Here is a 22,973-nt window from a genome sequence, read left to right as displayed (position 1 = left end):
GCCAGAGCGCGCAAAAGAAAAAACGGGCCTTCATGGCCCGTTTTGCATCCTGCCCGGCTGAACTCCGGCTCAGTCGTCGTGATGGTGGTGCTTGTGCTTCTTGTGCTTGTAGTAGCCGCCGCCGCCGCGGTAGTCACGGTGTTCATCGGCGTATGAGTTGCTGCGCGAGACATTGCCACCCAGCGCCGCGCCTGCGCCACCGCCCACGGCCGCGCCGACCAGGCCGCCCGTGCGGCCGCCCATGGCGTTACCCGCCGCCGTGCCGGCACCACCGCCAAGCGCGCCGCCGATGATGGCGCCCGTACGCTCGCGACGATTCGACGTCACAGCGCCGCCGGCGCCGCCACCCACTGCGCCACCGATCACGGCGCCGGTGCTGCCGCCCAGTGCGCCGCCTACTGCCGCGCCGGCGACACCGCCGAGGGCGCCGCCAAGTGCGTTGTTCATATCGCTCGCGAATGCCGGCAGCGCAGAGGCCGCCAGGGCAATGGCCAGGGTCATATTGCGAACGGGATGGCGAAACATGTGATTTCCTCTCTTTGCCATGATGTGCCGCAAGTGTAGAGAACGAGCCCCGGCCTTGCTGTAACCACGTGTAAAGCCATGTAACCCCCTGCTGAAACGTCTGATTTGTGCGACAACACGGGTATCGATGACGATTGCGACGCCTGCAAAGAAAACGGGCAACCCGAAGGTTGCCCGTCCTGTCAGTTCCGGCCTGTACGGCTCAGCAGCACTTGCCCTGCCCGCCGCCGTAACGCGCTTCCTGGCGTTCGCGGAAGAATTCCTCGTAAGTCATGGGCGCGCGGTCCGGGTGGGTGCTTTCCATGTGGGCGACATAAGTCTGGTAGTCGGGCAGGCCAACCATCAGCCGCAGCGACTGCCCAAGATAACGTCCCATCGTTCCCAGTTGTTCCAGCATGGCGGGCTCCTTTTGCTTCAGCGGATCAGGACTGTGCCGAGGCGGCCGCCGGCAGCGGCTCGAACGGCGTCTCCTTGTCGGTCGGGCGGTTCGCGGTACGCGCCTGCATCGCGGTCCTGAAGCCATAGACCACGATCGACAGCACCACGAACATGAACAGCGCGCACAGGCCGGCGTCCAGGTAGTCATTGAAGACGATGCGGTGCATCTGCTCCATGCTCTTGGCCGGGGCCAGCACCTTGCCTTCGGCGATGGCGGCGCTGAACTTGCCGGCGTGGGTCAGGAAGCTGACCTTCGGATCGGCATCGAACAGCTTCTGCCAGCCGGCGGTCAGCGTGCAGATCAGCAGCCAGATGGTCGGCAGCAGCGTCACCCAGGCGTACTGGCCGCGCTTCATCTTGACCAGCACGCAGGTGCCGAGCACCAGTGCCACCGCGGCCAGCATCTGGTTGGAGATGCCGAACAGCGGCCACAGCGTGTTGATGCCGCCGAGCGGATCGACCACGCCCTGGTACAGGAAGTAGCCCCAGGCCGCCACGGTCAGCGCGGTGGCGATCAGGTTGGCGGGCAGCGAGTCGGTGCGCTTGAGCGACGGCACGAAGCTGCCCAGCAGGTCCTGCAGCATGAAGCGGCCGGCGCGGGTGCCCGCGTCGACGGCGGTCAGGATGAACAGGGCCTCGAACAGGATGGCGAAGTGGTACCAGAACGCCATCATGGCCTGGCCGCCCACCACCTGGTGCAGGATGTGGGCGATGCCCACGGCCAGCGTCGGCGCGCCGCCGGCGCGCGAGATGATGGTGTTCTCGCCAACGTCCTTGGCGGTCTGGATCAGCACGTCGGGGGTGACGACAAAACCCCAGGTCGACACGGCCTGGGCCACGGCTTCCGGCGTGGTGCCGATCACGGCGGCCGGGCTGTTCATGGCGAAGTACACGCCCGGCTCGATCACCGAGGCTGCCACCAGCGCCATGATGGCGACGAAGGACTCGGCCAGCATCGCGCCGTAGCCGATGAAGCGCGCGTGACTCTCGTTTTCCAGCAGCTTGGGCGTGGTGCCCGACGAGATCAGCGCGTGGAAGCCCGATACCGCGCCGCAGGCGATGGTGATGAAGAGGAACGGGAACAGATTGCCCGACCACACCGGGCCGCCGCCCTTGGCGAACTGCGTGAAGGCCGGCATCTTCAGTTCCGGCGCGACGATCAGGATGCCGATGGCCAGCGCGATGATGGTGCCGATCTTCAGGAAGGTCGACAGGTAGTCGCGCGGGGCCAGCAGCAGCCACACCGGCAGCACGGCGGCGATGAAGCCGTAGATGATCAGCATCCAGGTCAGTGCCTTGCCGTCGTATGTGAACAGCGGCGCCAGCACGGCGCTTTCATGCACGTACTGGCCGCCGATGATGGCGAGCATCAGCAGCACGAAGCCGATCACCGACACTTCACCGATGCGGCCCGGGCGGATGTAGCGCGTGTAGATGCCCATGAACAGCGCGATGGGGATGGTCACCGCCACCGTGAACGTGCCCCACGGCGAGCCGGCCAGCGCCTTCACCACGATCAGCGCCAGCACCGCCAGGATGATGATCATGATCATGAAGCAGCCGAACAGCGCGATCATGCCCGGCACCGTGCCCATCTCGGACTTGACCAGGTCGCCCAGCGAGCGGCCGTCGCGGCGCGTGGAGATGAACAGCACCATGAAGTCCTGCACCGCACCGGCGAACACCACGCCGGCCAGGATCCACAGCATGCCCGGCATATAACCCATCTGCGCGGCCAGCACGGGGCCGACCAGCGGGCCGGCGCCGGCGATGGCGGCGAAGTGGTGGCCGAACAGCACCGCCTTGTTGGTCGGCACGTAGTCCAGGCCATCGTTGTGGCGCCAGGCCGGGGTCATGCGTTTCGGGTCCAGCTGCATCACCTTGTCGGCGATGAAGCGGCTGTAGTAGCGGTAGGCGATCAGGTAGATGCAGAGCGCGGCAACCACGATCCACAGCGCACTGACAGCCTCGCCGCGCGACAGCGCGACCGTGGCGAAGGCAAACGCGCCAAGGATGGCGACGGCCAGCCACACCAGGTGTTCTCCGATGCGATTCATAGTGAGGTCTCCTCAGACCGGGGTAGGTAAAGCCTGCGGCGGCGAATGGCGGGGGCTGGCAAGGGGCGGTGGCATGCGTATGCCGGCGGGTGCACGGGATGCGGACAATCCTGCGGCGATGGGCGTCTCCTGGATCGTGCCGCGTGCGCCCGGTTTTGCCTTGTCGGTTCCGGATCTCGTCTGGCAGGCAGGCGGTGCACCGTTCAGCGTCTGCGCGGCTCACCCACTGCGTTGAGCACGGGCCACTGGGGCTGCATGCATCCGGCGTGTAGTATTGACACCCGCCATACCCCGCACAAGCGCGGAACTACGCAGCACTTCTGCGTGGTACTACGCAGATCGACGGCGGCATGCCGCTTGCGCGGCGTCGGTGTTTACCCCCGGTCCAGATGAAACTCCGCCAGAAGATCCTGTTGCTCGCCGTCGCGCCCCTCGCGGTGGCCATGCTCGGCATCGCGCTTGCCGTGCGTTTCCAGGCGACGCAGCTGGCCCAGCATGAGCGCACGCTGGTCGAGTCCGCCTATCTCCAGAGCAAGGAAACCGAACTGCGCCACTACGTAGAATTGGCGCAGAGCGCGATCGCGCCGATGGTGCATTCGGGCCGCACCGATGCCGCCACGCGCCAGGCCGCCATGGAGGCGCTGGCGCGGCTCGACTACGGGCCCGACGGCTACTTCTTCCTGTATGACCTGCAGGGCCGCAACCTGATGCACCCGCGCCAGCCGGAGCTGGTCGGGCAGGACCTGTGGATGTTGCGCGATCCGCAGGGCGCGCTCACCATCCAGAAGCTGATCGCGGCGGCCAAGGCCGGCGGCGGCTCGGTCCGCTACCTGTGGAAGAAACCGTCGTCCCAACAGCTCGCGCCCAAGCTCGGCTACGTGGTGGCCGTGCCCGAGTGGGGCTGGATGCTCGGCACCGGTATTTATCTGGACGATGTGGAAAGCACGCTGCGCCAGCTCGACGCGCGCGCCGCGACCGATATCCGCGAGACCATGGCGTGGATCGGCGCGATCGCCGCGGTCAGCATCCTGCTGGTGGCGGCCAGCGGCCTGGCGCTCAATATCAGCGAGCACCGCGAGGCCGATGCCAAGCTGCGCCAGCTCGCCCAGCGCGTGGTGCAGTCGCAGGAAGAGGAGCGTGCCCGCTTGTCGCGCGAACTCCATGACGGCATCAGCCAGTTGCTGGTTTCAGTCAAGCTGGTGCTGGAAGCCGCCACCAACCGCTTGCGCCTGGCGCCTGCCGAAGGCGCGGCGGTGGCGCCGGTGCTGGGCATGGCGCTGAACCGGCTCGACACGGTGTTCAACGAGGTACGGCGCGTGGCCCGCAACCTGCGCCCCGCCCTGCTCGATGACCTCGGCATCTTTGCCGCCCTGCAGCACCTGGCGCGCGAGATGCAGGGCGGCAGCCACCTGCAGATCGGTGTGTCTCAGGCCGGCACCCCGCGCGAACTGCCCGACGAACAGGCCACCGCGCTGTACCGGATCGCGCAGGAAGCGCTGACCAATGTCGAACGCCATGCCGGCGCGCGCAAGGTCACCGTGGCCCTGGCATTCGATCCGGACGCGACGCGCCTGACCGTACGCGACGATGGCAGCGGGTTTGACGTGGCCCGCATGCAGCTCGATCCCCGGCGCGGCATCGGCCTGCGCAATCTGCGCGAGCGCATTGCAGCGCTGGGCGGGCAGTTCGGCATTGTTTCGGGCATCGGCGGCACCGAGCTGGTGGCCACCCTGCCGCTCGTGAAAGCACCGGCGCGGCCCGTCGCCTCCATTCCCGCGGAACCTTCGCAGTCATGACCCAGATCCCCGAACCGACAGAACCGACCGCACCGGCCGCACTGGCCGAACTCGCGGGCCATCCCGGCCACGCCGCTGATACGCCCGCGCGCGTGCTGCTGATCGACGACCACGCGCTGGTGCGCGACGGCATGCGTATGCACCTGGCGCTGCAGCCCGGCCTGCGCGTGGTGGGCGAGGCCGACGGCGGCGAGGCGGCGCTGGCCTGGCTCGATCGCGCCGGCGAGCGCCCCGATCTTGTCATCACCGATATCGGCATGCGCGGCATGGGCGGCATTGCGCTGACGGCCGCGCTGCACGAGCAGTACCCGGAAATCGCCGTGCTGGTGGTCAGCATGCACGACAACCTCGAATACGCGCGCCAGGCGGTGCGTGCGGGCGCGCGCGGTTATGTGCTGAAGGATGCGCCCGCGGACGAGCTGATGGCCGCCATCCAGGCGGTACTGGCGGGGCGCGTGTTCTACAGCGCCCGCATTGCGCGCGGCATGGCCGAACAGATGCCCGCGGCGGGGCCGCTGGACGCACTGACCCCGCGCGAACGCGACATCCTCGGCTGCATCGGGCGCGGCATGGCGAACAAGGAGATTGCGGCGCAGCTCGGTGTGTCGGTGCGCACGGTGGAGACCCACCGGCTCAACCTCAAGCGCAAGCTGGGGATCGAGGGTCGGGCGGGGCTGGTGAAGTATGCGGTGGAACAGTTGGGGGGAGAGGGCGAGCCGGGATAACGGGAAGTTATCCACAGCCTGGTTCGCCGCGCTCCCGGCCCTCTCCCGTTGCGGGGAGAGGGAATGCCTGGGCTGGCCGGGTGCTTACCCTTCCAGGCGCTTGCCCAGTGCCGAACGCGTTTCGGCCAGCGACTGCGGCAGGTTGTGCTTCAGCTGCGTGAACAGCTCGTCGTGCAGCACCAGCTCCTGCTTCCAGGCGTCGGTGTCGATCGACGTGACCTGCGCGAACTGCGCCGGCGAGAAGTCCACGCCGTTCCAGTTCAGGTCTTCATAACGGGGGCTGGTGCCGAACACGTGCTCGGCGCCCTGGCCCTTGCCCTCGACGCGGTCGATCATCCACGACAGCACGCGCATGTTCTCGCCGAAGCCCGGCCACACGAAGCTGCCGTCGGCGTCCTTGCGGAACCAGTTCACGCAATAGATCTTCGGCAGCTTGGCGCCGGCGGCTTCCAGCTTCTTGCCCAGGTCGAGCCAGTGGCCGAAGTAGTCGCTCATGTTGTAGCCGCAGAATGGCAGCATGGCGAACGGGTCGCGGCGCACCACGCCTTGCTGGCCAGCGGCCGCGGCGGTGGTTTCGGAGCCCATGGTCGCGGCCATGTAGACGCCTTCGGTCCAGTTGCGCGCTTCGGTCACCAGCGGCACGGTGGTCGAGCGGCGGCCGCCGAAGATGAACGCATCAATGGGTACGCCGGCCGGGTTGTCCCAGTTCTCGTCGATCGACGGGCATTGCGCCGCCGGGGCGGTGAAACGCGCGTTCGGGTGCGCGGCCTTGGCGCCGGTGGCCTTGGCGATTTCCGGGGTCCAGTCCCTGCCTTGCCAGTCGACCAGGTGCGCCGGCGCTTCCTTGGTCATGCCTTCCCACCACACGTCGCCGTCGTCGGTCAGCGCCACGTTGGTGAAGATGACGTTTTCCTTCAGCGTCGCCATGGCGTTGAAGTTGGTCTTCTCGCTGGTGCCCGGGGCCACGCCGAAGTAGCCGGCTTCCGGGTTGATCGCGTAGAGGCGGCCGTCCTGGCCCGGCTTGATCCAGGCGATGTCGTCGCCGATGGTGGTGACCTTCCAGCCCTCGAAGCCCTTCGGCGGGATCAGCATGGCGAAGTTGGTCTTGCCGCAGGCCGACGGGAAGGCGGCGGCCACGTGGTATTTCCTGCCCTCGGGCGAGGTCACGCCGAGGATCAGCATGTGCTCGGCCAGCCAGCCTTCGTCGCGGCCCATGGTCGAGGCGATACGCAGCGCGAAGCACTTCTTGCCGAGCAGCGCGTTGCCGCCGTAGCCCGAGCCGAACGACCAGATCTCGCGCGTCTGCGGGAAATGGACGATGTACTTGGTCGGGTTGCACGGCCACGGCACGTCCTTCTCGCCGGCGGCGAGCGGCTTGCCGACGGTGTGCACGCACGGCACGAAGTCGCCGTCGGTGCCCAGTACGTCATATACGGCCTTGCCCATGCGCGTCATGATGCGCATATTGACGGCCACGTACGGGGAGTCGGACAGTTCCACGCCGATATGGGCGATCGGCGAGCCCAGCGGCCCCATCGAGAACGGCACCACGTACAGCGTGCGGCCGCGCATGCAGCCGTCGAACAGGCCGTTGAGCGTCTGGCGCATCTCGGCCGGGGCGATCCAGTTGTTGGTGGGGCCGGCGTCTTCCTTCTTGTCCGCGCAGATGAAGGTGCGGTCTTCGACACGCGCCACGTCGGACGGGTCAGACAGGGCCAGGAACGAGTTCTTGCGTTTGGCCGGGTTCAGGCGCTTGAGCGTGCCGGCAGCGACCATTTGCTCGCAGAGTTGGTCGTACTCTTCTTGCGAACCGTCGCACCAGTGAATGCGCTCCGGCTTGGTCAGCGCGGCGATCTCGGCTACCCAGGCCACCAGTTTCTGGTTCTTGACCCAGGCCGGCACGTTCAACGCGGCCGTGCCTTGCATCGAGGGGTGGTTCATACTGCAACTCCAAAGTGCGTAAAGGGAAGGAAGGGGGAAATCTTTTCAAAGCCCGACCTGAGACCAATCAGGCCGGTGTATGCCGCAGCTCACATCTGACCCACATTCGTGGCTCACTTCAGCGACTTACACCGGTCGTCACATCCCGTTACAACTCCTCTGCGGCCCCGGCAACGCAAAGGGTCGCAGCAGTCCCTGCGCCTGCGCTAAAGTTGCGCTTCGCCCGCGCGGGACTAGCTGCACGGGGCCATGCGGGCTTTGTCCGACGGCGCCAGGTGTCGGGAGCAAGGCTCGACCGACCATTCCAGGCGGCACCGGAGCAGGCAAGGATACCACTGCTGCACCCCGCTGTTTTTTGCTGCGCAGCATTGCCGAACCCGGATTCACGCATGGAATGTGCCGGCCCGGGATACCCGACAATAGCGCTGGTGGCGCGCGCGCTCCGTTGCCGCGCGCACCAATCCCGGGTCACCATGCCAGCCGACAAAAAGAGTTACCGATGAAGATTGCTGTACTCGACGATTACCAGGACGCGGTGCGCAAGCTGCCCTGCTTCAGCCTGCTGGAAGGGCACGACGTCAAGGTATTCAACAACACCGTCAAGGGCGTGGGCCAGCTGGCTGCGCGCCTGTCGGACGTAGAAGCGGTCGTGCTGATCCGCGAACGCACGCGCATCACGCGCCAGTTGCTGGAGAAGCTGCCCAAGCTGAAGATCATCAGCCAGACCGGCCGCGTTGGCGCTGCGCCGAACACGCATATCGATGTCGACGCGTGCACGGACCGCGGTGTGGCGGTGCTCGAAGGCGCGGGCTCGCCGGTGGCGCCGGCCGAGCTGACCTGGGCGCTGATCATGGCCGCCCAGCGCCGCATTCCGCAATATGTGGCCAGCCTCAAGCATGGTGCCTGGCAGCAGTCGGGCCTGAAGTCGACCACCATGCCGCCCAACTTCGGCCTGGGCCAGGTGCTGCGCGGCCAGACCCTGGGCATCTGGGGCTACGGCAAGATCGGCCGGCTGCTGGCCGGCTACGGCCGCGCCTTCGGCATGAACGTGCTGGTGTGGGGGCGCGAGGCGTCGCAGGAAGCCGCGCGCGCCGACGGCCTGGCGGTGGCGGAGTCCAAGGACCAGTTCTTTGCCGACAGCGATGTGCTCTCGCTCCATCTGCGCCTGAACGACGACACCCGCGGCATCGTCAAGCTGACCGACCTGACTCGCATGAAGCCGACGGCGCTGTTCGTCAACACCAGCCGCGCCGAACTGCTGGAAGAGAACGCGCTGGTCGCGGCGCTGAACCGCGGCCGTCCGGGCATGGCGGCCGTGGATGTGTTCGAGTCCGAGCCCATCCTGCAGGGCCACGCGCTGCTGCGCATGGAGAACTGCATCTGCACGCCGCACCTGGGCTACGTGGAGCGCGACAGCTATGAGTCGTACTTCCGCATTGCCTTCCAGAACATCCTGGATGTGCTGGCGGGCCAGCACGACAGCATTGTCAATCCGAAGGCGCTGACGCCGGTGCTGTCGCGCTGAGCCATCCAGGCCCCCACGGTCTGCTGCCCGCTCCCGCTTGCGGGAGAGGGCAGTCTGCTTCGAATCGGCCCGGCAAAAGCCGGCGCCCCGCCACTTCGGCCCCCGCAGACGCGAATTTCGCGAAGCCGCTACACTCGGGACTTCCCTGACCGCCGGCCGCAACGTCCGGCGGCACGCCCGACAACAACAAGGCGCCAGCGCGCCACCCTTCCACCAAGGCCGGCATGGACCCCAGGCTCGTGACGCTCTGCGTCGGCAATTTCATCATTGGCACCGGCGCGATGATCGTGACCGGCATGCTGAACGACATTGCCAGTGATTTCGGCCTGGGTGTCGCCAGTGCCGGCCAGCTGATCTCGGTGTTCGCCCTGGCCACCTGCGTGGGAGCGCCGGTCTTCGCCACCCTGGGTTCGCGCATCGACCGCCGCCTGCTGCTGTCCGGCTCGCTGCTGATCTACGCGCTGATGCACCTGGCGGCGGCGCTGGCGCCGAGCTTCGCCACGCTGATGGCGATCCGCTTCCTGACCGCGATCGGTGCCGCCATCTACACCCCGCAGACCGCCGCCACCCTGCCGCTGCTGGTCAACGCGCAGACGCGCGGCCGGGCCATCAGCTTCGTGTTCCTGGGCTGGAGCATCGCCAGCGTGGTCGGCGTGCCGCTGGGCACCTGGATTGCAAGCACGCTCGGCTGGCGCGTCAGCATGGCGGTCGTGGGCGTGCTGGCGCTGCTGGTATCGGCCGCGGTCTGGCGCGCGTTGCCGCGCGGGCTCTACGTGCCGGCCGTGGGCCGCGAGGCCTGGGACGCGGTGCTGCGCCACCGGCCGATCATGCTCGTGGTGGCCGCCACCATGATCCAGTCGGCCGGCATGTTCACGATGTTCACCTACATTGCGCCCCTGATGCGCGACGTTCACGGCATCACGGGCGCCGCACTGAGCCTGATGTTCCTGGCCTATGGCGCCTGCGGCGTGCTTGGCAATGCCATGGCCGCCTCGCGCATGGACCGGGTCACGCCCAGCCGGATCGTCCAGTTCGCGCTGCTGTCGTCGATCACGGCGATGGTTCTGTGGCCGCTGGCCGGGCTGGGCACCGTGCCGCTGGTGCTGCTGTTCATGCTGTGGGGCGTGGGCGGCTTCGCCACCAACAGCGCGCAGCAGGCGCGGCTGGTGATGATTGCGCCGGACCGCGCCTCGGTGTCGATCTCGCTCAATTCGTCGTCGATCTACCTCGGCCAGGCGTTCGGCGCCATGGCCGGCGCGGCCCTTTATACGGTGGCCGGCACCGGCTCGCTGCACTGGGGCGCCGCGGCGCTGATGCTGGCGGCGCTGGTGATCTCGCAACGGGCCCGCGCGCTCGGTTGCCGGTGGCCGCTGCGGCAGGCCGCGCAACAAGCCTGAGAGTCCCCCGGCCATGCCCGGAGCCGCCTAGGGCGGGTCTCGCTCCACAGCTTTTCCACAGTGTTGTCCAGCGCACTGTCCACCACCTGTTCCCTGCGTTATCCACGGAGTTATCCACAACTCCCGCAGCGGGGGCATCGTGAGCGAACCGAATGGAGTCCTGACCGGCGCACGCGTGCTGGCAATCAGCATCGGCAAGGCCATTCCGCTGGTGGTGGCCCGTGCCGGCACCGAGGCGGTGGTGATGTCCGGCATCCGCAAGCACCCGGTCAGCACACTGGTCCACCCGCTGCGCGTGCAGGTGCGCCCGCTGGGCGTGGCCGGCGACGAGCAGGCGGACCGGACGGTGCACGGCGGCCTGGACAAGGCCGTGTACGCCTATCCGTCCGAGCACTACGACTGGTGGAACGCGCGCCGCCGCGCCGCCGCGCAGCCCGAGGCGCACCGCGGCCTCGCGTTCGGCGCCATGGGGGAGAACCTGACCATCGAAGGCCTGGACGAGACCGAGCTGTGGGTCGGCGACGTGCTGCGCATCGGCACTGCGGTGCTGCGCGTGGCGTCGCCGCGGCAGCCCTCGTGCAAGTTCAACGCCGTGCTGGGCTATCGCCACGCCGTGCGCGATATGGTCGAGAGCGGCTATTCCGGCGTTTACCTGAGCGTGGTGCAGACCGGCGAAATCCGTGCCGGAGACGCCATTCGCGTGCAGCATGGGCCACGGGAGTTATCGATCGACACTATCAATCGCTGGCATCGCGATGGCCGGCGGCATCTTTTCTGATAATGTTTGTCTATCGATACAAGCAATCGCCCCGCATCCGCCACGCTACCCTCGTTGCCCGTCAAGCCATGCCCGGAGCACGCCGTTACTGCTGCCGTAACGCGTTGTAATACTCCGCGCTGGCTCTGGCGGGCGAACCGCTGTACTAGTAGAGGTTTTGCGCGACACGTACCCGCCCGGCCGCCGGGCTGCCCGTACCGGGCGGCCACGGCAGGAACAGAAGCGGGACGTCACCGGGGAGGGCGCGCTGCAGCCTAGAGGGTCCACACAAGATGAAGACAGACAGGATCGACGAGCCCAAGGGGTTTGTCGACAGCAACTGGAGTGCGTCCGCCGGAACCGGCCGTGGCCGCGTATCGCCATGGGTCGTGGTGATCACGGTGGCGGTGCTCGCCGGAGGGGGATGGCTGGCGTGGCATACCTGGCTGGCGCCCAAGCCTGTCGCCAAGGGGCCTGCGCCGGTGGCGGTCGCTACGGCGCTGGTGCAGCAAGGCGACGTGCCGCTGCAGTTCACGGCCAACGGCAATGTGACGGCGTTATCCACAGTCGAAGTCCGCCCGCAGGTCTCGAGCACCGTGCGCGTCGTTCATATCAAGGAAGGCCAGACCGTCAAGCCCGGCGACCTGCTGTTCTCGCTCGACACGCGCATGGACGAGGCGAACCTCGCCAAGGCGCAGGCGCAGTTGCTGCGCGACCAGGCCGACCTGTCCGACGCGCGCCGCAACCTGGCGCGCAGCAAGGAACTGCTGGAGCGCAACTTCATTTCCAAGAGCGCGGTCGACACGGCCCAGGCCAAGGTGGACGGCTTCGAGGCCACCATCCGCGCCGACCAGGCCGCGATCGAGGCCAGCCGTGTCGCGGTCAGCTACGGCGTGATCCGCGCCAGCATCGGCGGGCGCACCGGCGTGATCAATGTCTTCCCGGGTTCGATGGTGCTGCCCAACAGCACCGGGCCGATGGTCACCATCGCCCAGGTCCAGCCGATCGCGGTGACCTTCAGCCTGCCCGAGCGCCAGCTCGCCGCGCTGCGCGAGGCGCTGCGTTCGGGCCCGGTGCAGGTCACGGCCCAGCCCAACGACGGCAGCAAGACGCCGGTCACGGGCAGGATCACCTTCATCGACAACACGGTCGATCCCCAGTACGGCACCATCCGCGTCAAGGCGCAGTTCGACAATGACGAGCAGCGCCTGTGGCCCGGCACCTACGCCAGCGTCGGGGCGGTGGTGCAGACGCTCAAGGATGCGCTGTCGGTGCCGCCGCAAGCGGTGGTGACGGGGCCGGAAGGGCGCTTCGTCTACACCGTGCAGCCGGACAGCAAGGTCGCCCGCGTGCCCGTGAAGATGGTGACCACCACCGCCACGTCGGCCGTGATCGAAGGCGTGCCGCCCGGCACGCGCGTGGTCGTGGAAGGCACGCAGAACCTGCGCCCGGGCACCCTGGTGCGTGAAGTCGCACCGGCATCCGCCGCCGCCGCTGCCGCCGGTACGCCGGCGAGCGCGCCCGCTGCCGCCCAGGGGCACTGAGCCATGACGCTGTCCGAGCTTTGTATCCGCCGTCCGGTGATGACGGTGCTGCTGTGCATCGCGGTCATCGTCACCGGCATCGTGCTGTACCCGACCATCCCGATCGCCGCGCTGCCCAGCTTCAACTCGCCGGTGATCCAGGTCACGGCGACGCTGCCGGGGGCAAGCCCTGAAACCATGGCCGCCTCGGTGGCCACGCAGCTGGAAAAGCAGTTCGCGACGATTCCGGGCGTGACGGTGATCAGTTCATCGAACACGCTCGGCAATTCGAGCATCACGATCGAATTCAACAGCGACCGTGATATCGATGCCGCGGCCGTGGACGTGCAGGCGGCGCTGTTCCGCGCGCAGCGTTCGCTGCCGATCGAGATGACGGTGCCGCCGTCGTACCGCAAGGTCAATCCTGCCGATGCGCCGGTGCTGCTGCTGGCGATCAACTCGCCGGCAATGAGCCTGGCCGAGCTCAACGCCTTTGGCGACAACCTGATCTCGCCGACGCTGGCCACGCTGCCCGGCGTGGCGCAGGTGCAGGTGTTCGGCCAGAAGCGCTTTGCCGTGCGCGTGCGCGCCCATCCGGACGCGCTGGCCGCACGCGGCCTGACGCTCGACGAACTGGCCTCGGCGCTGAACCGCGCCAACGCCAACACGCCGGTCGGCACGCTCGACAGCGCGCGCCAGACGCTGACGATCCAGGCCAACCGCCAGCTCGCCAACGCCGATGCCTTCCGCAACATCATCGTCGCCAGCCAGCCCAACGGCGCGCTGGTGCGCCTGACCGACGTGGCCGAGGTCGAGGACAGCGTCGAGACCATCAAGACCGGCAGCTGGCTCAACAACGAACGCTCCATCGTGCTGGCCGTGCTGCGCCAGCCCGACGCCAACACCGTGGCCGTGGTCGACGCGATCAAGGGCGCCCTGCCCCGCCTGCTGGCCCAGATGCCGGGCTCGGTCAACGTGTCGGTGGTCAACGACCGCTCCAACTCGATCCGCGAGTCGATCCACGACGTGCAGTTCACGCTGGCGCTGACGGTCGCGCTGGTGGTGATGGTGATCTTCCTGTTCCTGCGCCGCGCCGCCGCCACGCTGATCCCGACCGTCTCGCTGCCGATCTCGCTGATCGGCACGGTCGCGCTGATGAAGGCCTTCGGCTACAGCCTGGACAACGTGTCGCTGCTGGCCATCACGCTGGCCGTGGGCCTGGTGGTGGACGACGCCATCGTGATGCTCGAGAACATCGTGCGCCATATCGAGGAAGGCGTGCCGCCGCTCAGGGCCGCGCTGGTGGGCTCGCGCGAAATGGGCTTCACCATCCTGTCGATCTCGATCTCGCTGGTGGCGGTGTTTATCCCGATCTTCTTCATGCCGGGCGTGATCGGGCTGCTGTTCCATGAGTTCGCCGCGGTGGTGTCGCTGTCGATCCTGGTGTCGGCGCTGGTGTCGCTCACGCTGATCCCGATGCTGTGCGCGCGCTTCCTGTCGGCGGAGAACGTGCCGGTGGATGAATCGCAGCACGCCTATGGCGACCACGCCGGCCGCGGCGACCATGCGCCGGCGGTGGTGCAGAAGCAGACGCTGGGCATGCGCTCGACGCAGTGGTTCGAGAATCTGTTCGAGTGGACGCTGCACGAGTACGCGCACGGCCTCGACTGGTGCCTGGCGCACCGGCGCGTGGTGCTGGCCGCCGCCGGCCTGACCTTCGTGCTGACCGCCGTGCTGTTCGTCAAGATTCCCAAGGGCTTCTTCCCCGAGGAGGACATCGGCCAGATCCAGGTCAACGCCGAAGGCCCGCAGGACATCTCGTTCGACGCCATGGCCGACCGGCTGCGCGATGCCGCCGAGCGCATGCGCGCCAACCCCGCCGTGAAGAGCATCGTGGTCTCGATCGGCGGCGGCCCGTCGCCGGCGATCAACACCGGCCGCATGTTCATCGAGCTCAAGCCGCTGGACGAACGGCCCAAGATGCCGAAGGTGGTGGAGTCGCTGCGCAAGGACGTGGCCGGCATCCCGGGCCTGGCGGTGTACTTCTCGCCGGTGCAGAACCTGCGCCTGGGCGGGCGCCAGAGCAAGAGCCGCTACCAGTACACGCTGCAGAGCGTGAAGGCGGGCCAGCTCCAGGAGTTCAGCGACAAGCTCATGGCGAAGATGCGCGCGGACTCGATCTTCCGCGACGTCACCAGCGACTCGCAGCAGTCGGGCCTGGAGGCGCAGCTTTCGATCGACCGCGACAAGGCCAACGCGCTCGGCGTGCAGATGCAGGACGTACGCACGGCGCTGTACTCGGCGTTCGGTGAGCGCCAGGTGTCGACGATCTATACGCCGATCGACAACTACTACGTGATCCTGCAGGCCGCCGATGTCGACCGCCAGGACGAGAGCGCGTTCACCAAGCTCTACGTGCGCAGCAAGACCGGCCAGATGGTGCCGATCTCCGCGTTCGCCACGACCGAGCGCCGGGTCGGGCCGATTGCCGTCAACCACCAGGGCCAGCTGCCTTCGGTGACGGTGTCGTTCAACCTGGCGCCCGGCGCGGCGCTGGGCGAGGCCTCGGCCAAGATCGACCGCTACCGCCAGGAGATCGCCATGCCGACCTCCATCTTCACGAGCTGGGGTGGCGACGCGGCGGTGTTCCAGTCGTCGCAGGCGACGCAGATCGTGCTGCTGGTGGCGGCCATCGCGGTCATCTACACGCTGCTGGGCGTGCTGTACGAGAGCTACATCCACCCGCTGACGATCCTGGCCGGGCTGCCGTCGGCAGCCATCGGCGCGCTGCTGACGCTGTTCCTGTTCGACGTGGAGCTGTCGCTGATCGCGACCATCGGCGTGCTGATGCTGATCGGCATCGTCAAGAAGAACGCCATCATGATGATCGACTTCGCGCTCGCGGCGCAGCGCGAGCAGGGCATGGCGCCCGCGCGGGCCATCCGCCAGGCGTGCCTGCTGCGCTTCCGGCCGATCATGATGACCACCTTCGCCGCCGTCATGGGCGCGCTGCCGCTGGCGCTGGGCCTCGGCGCGGGCGCCGAACTGCGCCAGCCGCTCGGGCTGGCCGTGGTGGGCGGCCTGCTATTCTCGCAGGTCATCACGCTGTTCATCACGCCGGTGATCTACCTGGCGCTGGACCGGTTCTCGGGCACCGGGCCGCTGCAGATCGACTCGGAAGGCAACCGCCTGCCCGAGACGGTGCACGCCGAGGTGGCGCACGAGCATTGAGTTGCGGTGCCGTGCCTCCCGGCACGGCACGCAGGCGGCCCGGCTTGCTCAAGCCCCAGGAGATCACTGCATGACCTTGCCCCGAATTGCCGTGGCCGCTCTGCTTGCCGCCGGCTGTGCCGCCACGCCCCCGTCGCCGGATCCCGACGCGGTCAGCGCGGCGTTCGCCGGCAAGTCCTACGTGCTGCTCGGCGAGGTCCATGACAATGCCGCGGGGCAGCAGCAGCGGCTTGCCGCGCTGACGCGTGCCGTCGAGCAGGGCTGGCGCCCGGCCATTGCCATGGAGCAGTTCGACCGCGAACGCCAGGCCGATATCGATCGCGCGCGCCGCGAACGCCCGGCCGATGCCGAGTACGTGATCCGGCAGGCCGGCGGCGGCGGCTGGCAGTGGGCGCTGTACCGGCCGGTGGTGGCGCTGGCGCTGCAGTACGACCTGCCGCTGCTGGCCGCGAACCTGTCGCGCGCGGACGCGGCGAAGATCGTGCGCGGGGGCCTGGACGGCCTGTTCACGCCGAGGGAGCGCGCGCAACTGGGGCTGGCAGGCACGCTGCCGCCGGACCTGGTGGCGGCGCAGACCGCGGTGCTGGACGAAGGCCACTGCGGCAATTTCCCCAAGGCCATGCTGCCTGGCATGCTCGCCGCGCAGGCCGCGCGCGATGCCGTGATGGCGGCCACGCTGCGGCCGTACGCCACGCGCGGCGCGGTGCTGATCGCGGGCAATGGTCATGTCCGCAACGATGTCGGGGTGCCGCGCTGGCTCGGTGCCGGCGACGGCAACGCCGTCAGCGTGGGCTACCTGGAGCGCGGCCAGGGCAACCCGGCGGGCTTCGACCGCGTCGTGACCATGGCGCCGGTGGAACGCGATGATCCGTGCCGCGCAGCCGTGGCGGGCAAGGCCATGCCGGCCGCCGCCTCTGCGCCCGCCGCGCGCTGACCACCCGCCTATCCACGTAAACCCCGATGCCATGGCTGTCAATCTGACAGCCTTTTGACAGTTTGCAGCGCCTAGAATCCGGCACATGGTCCGTCAGCGGGTCATGCAGAAGTCAAACAACAATGCCGGCATGCAGCGCATGCAACGGACAGGAGACAGCGACCTACCGGTTCCCTCGTGACGGTATGCGTCCCCGTTTCCCGATTCCCGTATGCAATGCCATGACGGCCAGCCGAAGATACGGCAAGAACATTCCAGGAGAAGGAGACCGTCATGCGTCGCTCGATTCACCGTTTCGCCCACGTCGTCATGGCCTCGGCCGCCGTTGCGGCCACCGTCGCCGCCGCACCGGCCTTTGCGATGGACAACGTCAAGTTCATGATCGGCGCCAACCCGGGCGGCGGCTACGACCAGACCGGCCGCGGCCTGGGAGCGGCGATGATCGCCTCGGGCGTTGCCAAGACGGCCACCTATGACAACAAGGGCGGCGCCGGCGGCACCATCGGCCTGACCCAGTTCGTCAATACCGACAAGGCCAACCCCAACGCGCTGATGGTCGTCGGCGCGGTGATGATCGGCGCCATCGAGACCAACCATCCGCCGGTCACGCTGAAGAACGCCACGCCGATCGCGCGCCTGTTCGCCGACACCATGGTCATCACCGTGCCGGCCAGCTCGCCGATCAAGTCGATCAAGGACCTGACCACGCAACTCAAGGCCAACCCGGGCAGCGTGAGCTGGGGCGGTGGTTCGAAGGGTTCGATCGACCACATCCTGGCCGGCCTGATCGCCAAGGACATCGGCATCGACCCGAAGAAGATCAACTACGTGCCGTTCCAGGGCGGTGGCGAGGCCTCGGCCTCGATCCTCGGTGGCCACGTGACCGTGGGCATTGCCGGCGTGTCGGAATTCCTGCCGTTCATCAAGAGCGGCAAGATGCGCGCGCTGGCGGTGACTTCCAAGGACCGCACCGCTGACATCCCGACGCTCAAGGAGCAGGGCGTGAACGTCGAGATCTACAACTGGCGCGGCGTCTACGGCGCACCGGGCACCACGCCCGAACAGCGCAAGGCCATGATCGACGCCGTGGTCAAGGCGACCGAGAGCAAGGCCTGGAAGGAAACGCTGCAGAAGAACGACTGGACGCCGTTCCTGCTGACCGGCGACGAGTTCGGCAAGTTCGTCGACAGCGAATCGGCCCGCCTGGGTGGCACGCTGCGCGAACTGGGCGTGGCCAAGTAAGCCGCAGAAAAGCATCCAAGCGTCTTGCCGTACGGATCCGCAGCCCTGCGGGTCCGAGCCGTGTTGAAGAGTTACCTGTCGTGCCTGCCGACGCCACTGCTGTAGCCGGTGGCCGGGAAAACGGCGCGGGGCCCGGCGTCTGCCACCTGCGATACCCAAACCAAAACTACATGTCGCCGGGCCCTGCGGCCGCGCAGGAAACCATAAGCCAGCGTCGCGGACGCCAGCCTCCCGGTTGGCGACAAAGGCCAAGGAGTCTCCATGAAACCCTCGCATCTCGCCATCGGCATTGCCGTGCTGGCGATCTCGCTGTTCTTCTTCCTCGGCCTGTCGGGCATTTCGGGTGAAGAAGGCTATGCCGGCCTGTCGCCGCGCTTCGCGCCCACGCTGGTGGCGATCGGCCTGGCCGTGTGCGGCGCGCTGCTGACCTGGCAGGGCGTGCGCGGCGGCTTCCGCAACATGCCGGAAGAAGACGCCGAACTGCCCAATGCCCCGCACAACTTCAAGGGCTTCCTGTGGGTGTCGGCGGGCCTGGTGCTGAACATGGCACTGATCGGCACGCTCGGCTTCGTGCTGTCGTCCACGCTGCTGATGATCTGCGTGGCGCGCGGCTACGGCAGCCGCCGCATCGTGCGCGACGCGATCATCGGCCTGTGCATTACGTTGCCGATGTGGGCGCTGTTCGAGTTCCTGCTCGGCATCAACCTGCCGCTGCTTCCCATCGCCGGCTTCTGAGCCCGCCAAGTCCAGCAAGGAGTCAAGCATGGATACCCTGAATCAGCTGATGCACGGCTTTGCCGTGGCCATCACACCGATCAACCTGATGTGGGCCCTGGTGGGCTGCTTCCTTGGCACCGCCATCGGCGTGCTGCCCGGCATCGGCCCCGCGCTGACGGTGGCCATGCTGCTGCCGCTGACCGCCAAGGTCGAACCCACTGCTGCGCTGATCATGTTCGCCGGCATCTACTACGGCGCGATGTACGGCGGCTCGACCACCTCGATCCTGATGAACACGCCGGGCGAGTCTTCCACCATGGTCACAGCCATGGAAGGCAACCTGATGGCCAAGAACGGCCGCGCGGGCCCGGCACTGGCAACGGCCGCGATCGGCTCGTTCGTGGCCGGCACCATCGCCACCGTGCTGCTGTCGATGTTCGCGCCGGTGGCGGCGGATGTCGCGCTGGAGTTCGGCCCGGGCGAGTACTTCATGATCATGCTGCTCGCGTTCACGACGGTCTCGGCCGTGCTGGGCTCGTCGCTGCTGCGCGGCATGACCAGCCTGTTCCTGGGCCTGGGCATCGGCCTGATCGGCATGGATTCGCTGTCGGGCCAGACCCGCTATTCGATGAACGTGCAGGAGCTGTACGACGGCGTCGACATCGTGGTGGTGGCCGTGGGCCTGTTCGCCGTGGGCGAGGCGCTGTTCAACGCGTTCTTCCCGCAGCCGGAGGGCACCTTCAACAAGCTCAGCTCGGTCCACATGACCAAGTCGGACTGGAAGCGCTCGGTGCCGGCATGGATCCGCGGCACCATCATCGGATTCCCGTTCGGCCTGATCCCGGCCGGCGGCGCCGAGATCCCGACGTTCCTGTCCTACGCCACCGAGAAGAAGCTGTCGAACCACAAGGAAGAGTTCGGCAAGGTCGGCGCGATCGAAGGCGTGGCCGGCCCGGAGGCCGCCAACAACGCCGCCGTGACCGCCACGCTGGCCCCGCTGCTGACGCTCGGCATCCCGACCTCGAACACCACGGCGATCCTGCTCGCGGCGTTCCAGAACTACAACCTGCAGCCGGGCCCGATGCTGTTCCAGACCTCGGGCGACCTGGTGTGGGGCCTGCTGGCGTCGCTGTACATCGGCAACGTGATGCTGCTGGTGCTGAACCTGCCGGCGATCGGCCTGTGGGTGCGCATGCTGCGCGTGCCGACGCCGCTGCTGTACGGCGGCATCCTGATCTTTGCCGGACTCGGTGCCTACGGCATCCGCCAGTCCTGGTTCGACCTGCTGCTGCTGTTCGTGGTCGGCCTGCTGGGCATGGTGATGCGCCGCTTCGACTTCCCGACCGCGCCGGTCATCGTCGGCCTGATCCTCGGACCGATTGCCGAAAAGCAGCTGCGCAATGCGCTGTCGATCGGCCAGGGTGACTGGAGCCTCTTCGTGAAGCAGCCGATCTCGGCCACCATCCTGGCCATGACGGTGGCCGTGGTGGTGATTCCGCGCCTGCTGCGCTGGCATGCCAACCGCCCGTCGGCGCATGAACAGGCGGACAATGCGGCGTGATGACGCACCCGCTGCCATGAGATGAACGAAGCCCGGCGCACGCGTGCCGGGCTTCATGCTTTCCGCAACACAACAACAAGGCGCCGGCCCCCCTGCCAGGCCGCTGCATCATGAGTCTTTCCTCCCATCGCTGGTTGCCGGTCGTGCTGACGCTGCTGCTCGGCCTGGCCGCCGCCCTGCTCTGCACGGTGCTGCGCACGCCGCTGCCCTGGATGATCGGGCCGCTGCTGGCCGTGGCCAGCGCGCGCATGGCCGGCGCGGACCTGCGTTCGCCGGCGCAGGCGCGCAATGCCGGCCAGTGGGTGATCGGTGCGTCGCTGGGCCTGTATTTCACGCCGGACGTGGTGGCCCGCCTGCTCGAGTTCCTGCCCTACATCGTCGCCGCCTCCCTGTTTGCGCTGGTACTGGGCGCGGCCGGTGCGCTGCTGCTGCGCCGGACCACGGGCGTCGCGTTCAAGACCGCGTTCTTCTCCACGGCCATCGGCGGTGCATCGGAAATGGCCAATCTGGCCGAACGCAATGGCGCGCGCATCGACCAGGTCGCGGCGGCGCATTCGCTGCGCGTGCTGATGGTGGTGGTGACGGTGCCGGCAATCTTTCAGTACGGCGGCATCCACGGACTCGATCCGTACATCCCGGGGCCGCGCACGGTGAGCGCGCCGGGTCTTCTCGCGCTGATCGCCATCACGCTCGGCGTGGCGCTGCTGGTGCGGCGGTTCAATATGCCGAACCCGTTCGTGATCGGTACGCTGCTTGCCGCGGCGGTGCTGACCGCTTCGGGCATCGAACTGTCGGCCATCCCGATGTGGATGAGCCGGGCCGGCCAGTTGCTGATCGGGGTGTCGCTTGGCGCGCGTTTCTCGCGCGACTTCCTGCATACCGCGCCGCGCTTCCTGTCGGGCGTGGCGCTGTACACGGTCGCGGCGCTGCTGGTGTCGGCGCTGCTCGGCTGGATCATCTCGATCCTGTCCGGGGCGCACCCGGCGACCATGATCCTGGGCACCACGCCGGGCGGCATTGCCGAGATGTGTATCACCGCCAAGGTGCTGGAGCTGGGCGTGCCGCTGGTGACCGCCTTCCATGTGATCCGGATGGCCTTCGTGGTGCTGGCCACCGGCCCCCTGTATCATTGGCTCAAACATCGCGTCGCGCCGGAGGAGACGGAATAGCGGCCAGCCCAGCCGGGCGGCCACCGGGCGACATCCCCGCGGGACAACAAGACCAGGATCGCCATGTCCGAATCCGCCGAACGCCGCCTGACCCTTGCCGGGATCGATGCCATGCTGGAACGCGTGCTCGCGCCGTGGGTGCGCCAGCTCGGGCTGCGCGCCGAGGCCGTCGATGACGCCGGCATCACGCTGCGGCTGCCGTTCCAGGAAATGTTCCGCCATGCGGGCGGAGTGGTGTGCGGCCAGGTGCTGATGTCGGCTGCCGACACCGCGATGATCGTCGCCGTGGCCAGCGCGCTGGGCGCGTTCCGGCCGATGACCACCGTCACCCTGAATACCAATTTCATGCGCCCCGTGATCGACGGTGACGTGCTCGTGCGCGCCAACGTGCTGCGCCTCGGCAAGACCGTGGTGTTCGGCGAGATCGAGCTGACCGGCACCGATGGCAAGCTGGCCGTGCAGGCCACCACGACCTACGCCCTGCTGTGATGCCGCGGGCCTTGCGCAACGATTTCCGGAACGCAGCATGACCGCCGGCACGAGCCAACCGTTCGACCAGATCGTCTTCGCCGGCGGCGGCAACCGCTGCTGGTGGCAGGCGGGCTGGTGGGACACCGTGGCGCCGGAACTTCACTTGCGGCCGCGCGTGATCGCCGCCATTTCCGCCGGCGCGGCCACGGCCTGCATGGTCTATGCGCACGACTCGCAACAGACCATGGCCTACTACCGCCAGGTGCTGTCGGGAAACAAGCGCAACGCCTACTGGGGCAACCTGCTGCGCAACGAGCGCGTGTTCCCGCACTACGGCATCTACCGCACGGCGCTGCTGTCGATCTTCGGCGACGGGCGGCTTGCACATCTGCAGCAGGCGCCGGAGATCCGCATCGGCGTGGCGCATATCCCGCGCTGGAGCGGGCCGCGCCTGGCCGTGGCGGCCGGGCTGCTGGCGTACAACATCGACAAGCACGTGCTCAAGACGCTGCATCCGCGGCTCGGGCGCAAGCTGGGCTTCCGGCCCGAGTTCGTGCGCGCGCAGGACTGCGGCTCGCCCGAGCAGCTTGCCGACCTGCTGCTGCAGTCGGCCTCCACGCCGCCGTTCACGCCGGTGCTGCGGCGCGAAGGCCGTGCCGTGCTCGATGGCGGCCTGGTCGATAACGTGCCCGTGGACGCGCTCGACGCCACGCCGGGCAATGTGCTGGTGCTGGTGACGCGGCTGTATCCGCGCCCGCGCCGTTTCGTGATGCAAAGCGGCGGCCAGCGCCGCCTGTACCTGCAGCCTTCGCAACGCGTGCCGATCTCTAGCTGGGACTACACCCGGCCCGACGCCATGACGCACGCCTATGACCTCGGCCGTCGCGACGGGGAAACTTTCCTGCGCGAGTGGCCGTCGATCCTGAATACGGAACTGAAGTCCGGCGCCTAGCGCGTTGCTGGT

At 67.8% G+C, this 22,973-nt stretch carries 18 protein-coding genes; 14 read left to right on the top strand and 4 right to left on the bottom strand.

Features of this window, described 5'->3' with window-relative positions; genetic code table 11:
* Positions 1-69: 69 nt before the first annotated feature.
* From KHO22_RS05130 to KHO22_RS05120, 3 genes are all read right to left on the bottom strand, one after another.
* Positions 70-525 (bottom strand): hypothetical protein, encoded by a 456-nt coding sequence (locus tag KHO22_RS05130; protein WP_211946024.1) that lies wholly within the window; start codon positions 523-525, stop codon positions 70-72.
* 202 nt (positions 526-727) lie between these two features.
* On the bottom strand, positions 728-922 hold the full coding sequence (locus KHO22_RS05125) for a YbdD/YjiX family protein (protein WP_211946023.1): 195 nt from the start codon (positions 920-922) through the stop codon (positions 728-730).
* Between the two features lie 25 nt (positions 923-947).
* Positions 948-3,020, bottom strand: a complete 2,073-nt coding sequence (locus KHO22_RS05120) for a carbon starvation CstA family protein (RefSeq protein ID WP_211946022.1) — start codon at positions 3,018-3,020, stop codon at positions 948-950.
* A 389-nt stretch (positions 3,021-3,409) separates the two neighbouring features.
* Here KHO22_RS05120 and KHO22_RS05115 point away from each other — a divergent pair, with 389 nt between their 5' ends.
* Positions 3,410-4,816 (top strand): cache domain-containing protein, encoded by a 1,407-nt coding sequence (locus KHO22_RS05115; RefSeq protein ID WP_211946021.1) that lies wholly within the window; start codon positions 3,410-3,412, stop codon positions 4,814-4,816.
* Entirely contained in the window at positions 4,813-5,541 is a 729-nt protein-coding gene (locus KHO22_RS05110) for a response regulator (protein ID WP_268914526.1), read from the top strand. Before KHO22_RS05115 ends, KHO22_RS05110 begins: the two co-directional genes overlap by 4 nt.
* A gap of 84 nt (positions 5,542-5,625) precedes the next feature.
* On the opposite strand, the gene KHO22_RS05105 is transcribed toward KHO22_RS05110, so the two are convergent.
* Entirely contained in the window at positions 5,626-7,482 is a 1,857-nt protein-coding gene (locus KHO22_RS05105; RefSeq protein WP_211946020.1) for a phosphoenolpyruvate carboxykinase (GTP), read from the bottom strand.
* A gap of 499 nt (positions 7,483-7,981) precedes the next feature.
* Between KHO22_RS05105 and KHO22_RS05100 the strand changes: the two genes are divergently transcribed.
* The 12 genes from KHO22_RS05100 (at position 7,982) to KHO22_RS05045 (ending at position 22,961) form a co-directional block, all read left to right on the top strand.
* The gene (locus tag KHO22_RS05100) at positions 7,982-9,007 is read left to right on the top strand and encodes a D-2-hydroxyacid dehydrogenase family protein (RefSeq protein WP_211946019.1); all 1,026 of its coding nucleotides are present in this window, start codon (positions 7,982-7,984) and stop codon (positions 9,005-9,007) included.
* 224 nt (positions 9,008-9,231) lie between these two features.
* Positions 9,232-10,404, top strand: a complete 1,173-nt coding sequence (locus KHO22_RS05095; RefSeq protein ID WP_211946018.1) for an MFS transporter — start codon at positions 9,232-9,234, stop codon at positions 10,402-10,404.
* A gap of 139 nt (positions 10,405-10,543) precedes the next feature.
* Entirely contained in the window at positions 10,544-11,182 is a 639-nt protein-coding gene (locus tag KHO22_RS05090) for an MOSC domain-containing protein (protein WP_211946017.1), read from the top strand.
* Positions 11,183-11,454: 272 nt separating this feature from the next.
* Entirely contained in the window at positions 11,455-12,705 is a 1,251-nt protein-coding gene (locus tag KHO22_RS05085) for an efflux RND transporter periplasmic adaptor subunit (RefSeq protein ID WP_211946016.1), read from the top strand.
* 3 nt (positions 12,706-12,708) lie between these two features.
* A complete protein-coding gene (locus KHO22_RS05080; RefSeq protein ID WP_211946015.1) occupies positions 12,709-15,915 on the top strand; it encodes an efflux RND transporter permease subunit in 3,207 nt (1,068 codons plus the stop codon).
* A 70-nt stretch (positions 15,916-15,985) separates the two neighbouring features.
* Complete coding sequence (locus tag KHO22_RS05075) at positions 15,986-16,849, top strand: ChaN family lipoprotein (RefSeq protein ID WP_211946014.1); 864 nt, start codon at positions 15,986-15,988, stop codon at positions 16,847-16,849.
* A gap of 273 nt (positions 16,850-17,122) precedes the next feature.
* Positions 17,123-18,091 (top strand): tripartite tricarboxylate transporter substrate binding protein, encoded by a 969-nt coding sequence (locus tag KHO22_RS05070; RefSeq protein ID WP_211946013.1) that lies wholly within the window; start codon positions 17,123-17,125, stop codon positions 18,089-18,091.
* A gap of 261 nt (positions 18,092-18,352) precedes the next feature.
* Positions 18,353-18,826 carry a tripartite tricarboxylate transporter TctB family protein gene (locus KHO22_RS05065; RefSeq protein WP_211946012.1) on the top strand — a complete coding sequence of 158 codons (474 nt, stop codon included), beginning with the start codon at positions 18,353-18,355 and terminating at the stop codon, positions 18,824-18,826.
* 28 nt (positions 18,827-18,854) lie between these two features.
* Complete coding sequence (locus KHO22_RS05060) at positions 18,855-20,369, top strand: tripartite tricarboxylate transporter permease (RefSeq protein WP_211946011.1); 1,515 nt, start codon at positions 18,855-18,857, stop codon at positions 20,367-20,369.
* Positions 20,370-20,479: 110 nt separating this feature from the next.
* Positions 20,480-21,538, top strand: a complete 1,059-nt coding sequence (locus tag KHO22_RS05055) for an AbrB family transcriptional regulator (protein WP_211946010.1) — start codon at positions 20,480-20,482, stop codon at positions 21,536-21,538.
* Between the two features lie 63 nt (positions 21,539-21,601).
* Positions 21,602-22,027, top strand: coding sequence for a PaaI family thioesterase (locus KHO22_RS05050; RefSeq protein ID WP_211946009.1), 426 nt, complete (start codon positions 21,602-21,604; stop codon positions 22,025-22,027).
* A gap of 37 nt (positions 22,028-22,064) precedes the next feature.
* Entirely contained in the window at positions 22,065-22,961 is an 897-nt protein-coding gene (locus KHO22_RS05045; RefSeq protein ID WP_211946008.1) for a patatin-like phospholipase family protein, read from the top strand.
* The last annotated feature ends 12 nt before the right edge of the window (positions 22,962-22,973 follow it).

This window comes from Cupriavidus yeoncheonensis, assembly GCF_905397275.1.
GTDB lineage: Bacteria > Pseudomonadota > Gammaproteobacteria > Burkholderiales > Burkholderiaceae > Cupriavidus > Cupriavidus yeoncheonensis.
The sequence above is the reverse complement of the archived record's forward strand: the minus strand, read 5'-3'. Positions and strand labels throughout refer to the sequence as shown.

Bases quoted from the DNA above. Each gene is read 5' to 3' on its own strand.
- KHO22_RS05130 (WP_211946024.1), bottom strand. From the start codon at position 525: ATGTTTCGCCATCCCGTTCGCAATATGACCCTGGCCATTGCCCTGGCG.
- KHO22_RS05125 (WP_211946023.1), bottom strand. From the start codon at position 922: ATGCTGGAACAACTGGGAACGATGGGACGTTATCTTGGGCAGTCGCTG.
- KHO22_RS05120 (WP_211946022.1), bottom strand. From the start codon at position 3,020: ATGAATCGCATCGGAGAACACCTGGTGTGGCTGGCCGTCGCCATCCTT.
- KHO22_RS05115 (WP_211946021.1), top strand. From the start codon at position 3,410: ATGAAACTCCGCCAGAAGATCCTGTTGCTCGCCGTCGCGCCCCTCGCG.
- KHO22_RS05110 (WP_268914526.1), top strand. From the start codon at position 4,813: ATGACCCAGATCCCCGAACCGACAGAACCGACCGCACCGGCCGCACTG.
- KHO22_RS05105 (WP_211946020.1), bottom strand. From the start codon at position 7,482: ATGAACCACCCCTCGATGCAAGGCACGGCCGCGTTGAACGTGCCGGCC.
- KHO22_RS05100 (WP_211946019.1), top strand. From the start codon at position 7,982: ATGAAGATTGCTGTACTCGACGATTACCAGGACGCGGTGCGCAAGCTG.
- KHO22_RS05095 (WP_211946018.1), top strand. From the start codon at position 9,232: ATGGACCCCAGGCTCGTGACGCTCTGCGTCGGCAATTTCATCATTGGC.
- KHO22_RS05085 (WP_211946016.1), top strand. From the start codon at position 11,455: ATGAAGACAGACAGGATCGACGAGCCCAAGGGGTTTGTCGACAGCAAC.
- KHO22_RS05080 (WP_211946015.1), top strand. From the start codon at position 12,709: ATGACGCTGTCCGAGCTTTGTATCCGCCGTCCGGTGATGACGGTGCTG.
- KHO22_RS05075 (WP_211946014.1), top strand. From the start codon at position 15,986: ATGACCTTGCCCCGAATTGCCGTGGCCGCTCTGCTTGCCGCCGGCTGT.
- KHO22_RS05070 (WP_211946013.1), top strand. From the start codon at position 17,123: ATGCGTCGCTCGATTCACCGTTTCGCCCACGTCGTCATGGCCTCGGCC.
- KHO22_RS05065 (WP_211946012.1), top strand. From the start codon at position 18,353: ATGAAACCCTCGCATCTCGCCATCGGCATTGCCGTGCTGGCGATCTCG.
- KHO22_RS05060 (WP_211946011.1), top strand. From the start codon at position 18,855: ATGGATACCCTGAATCAGCTGATGCACGGCTTTGCCGTGGCCATCACA.
- KHO22_RS05055 (WP_211946010.1), top strand. From the start codon at position 20,480: ATGAGTCTTTCCTCCCATCGCTGGTTGCCGGTCGTGCTGACGCTGCTG.
- KHO22_RS05050 (WP_211946009.1), top strand. From the start codon at position 21,602: ATGTCCGAATCCGCCGAACGCCGCCTGACCCTTGCCGGGATCGATGCC.
- KHO22_RS05045 (WP_211946008.1), top strand. From the start codon at position 22,065: ATGACCGCCGGCACGAGCCAACCGTTCGACCAGATCGTCTTCGCCGGC.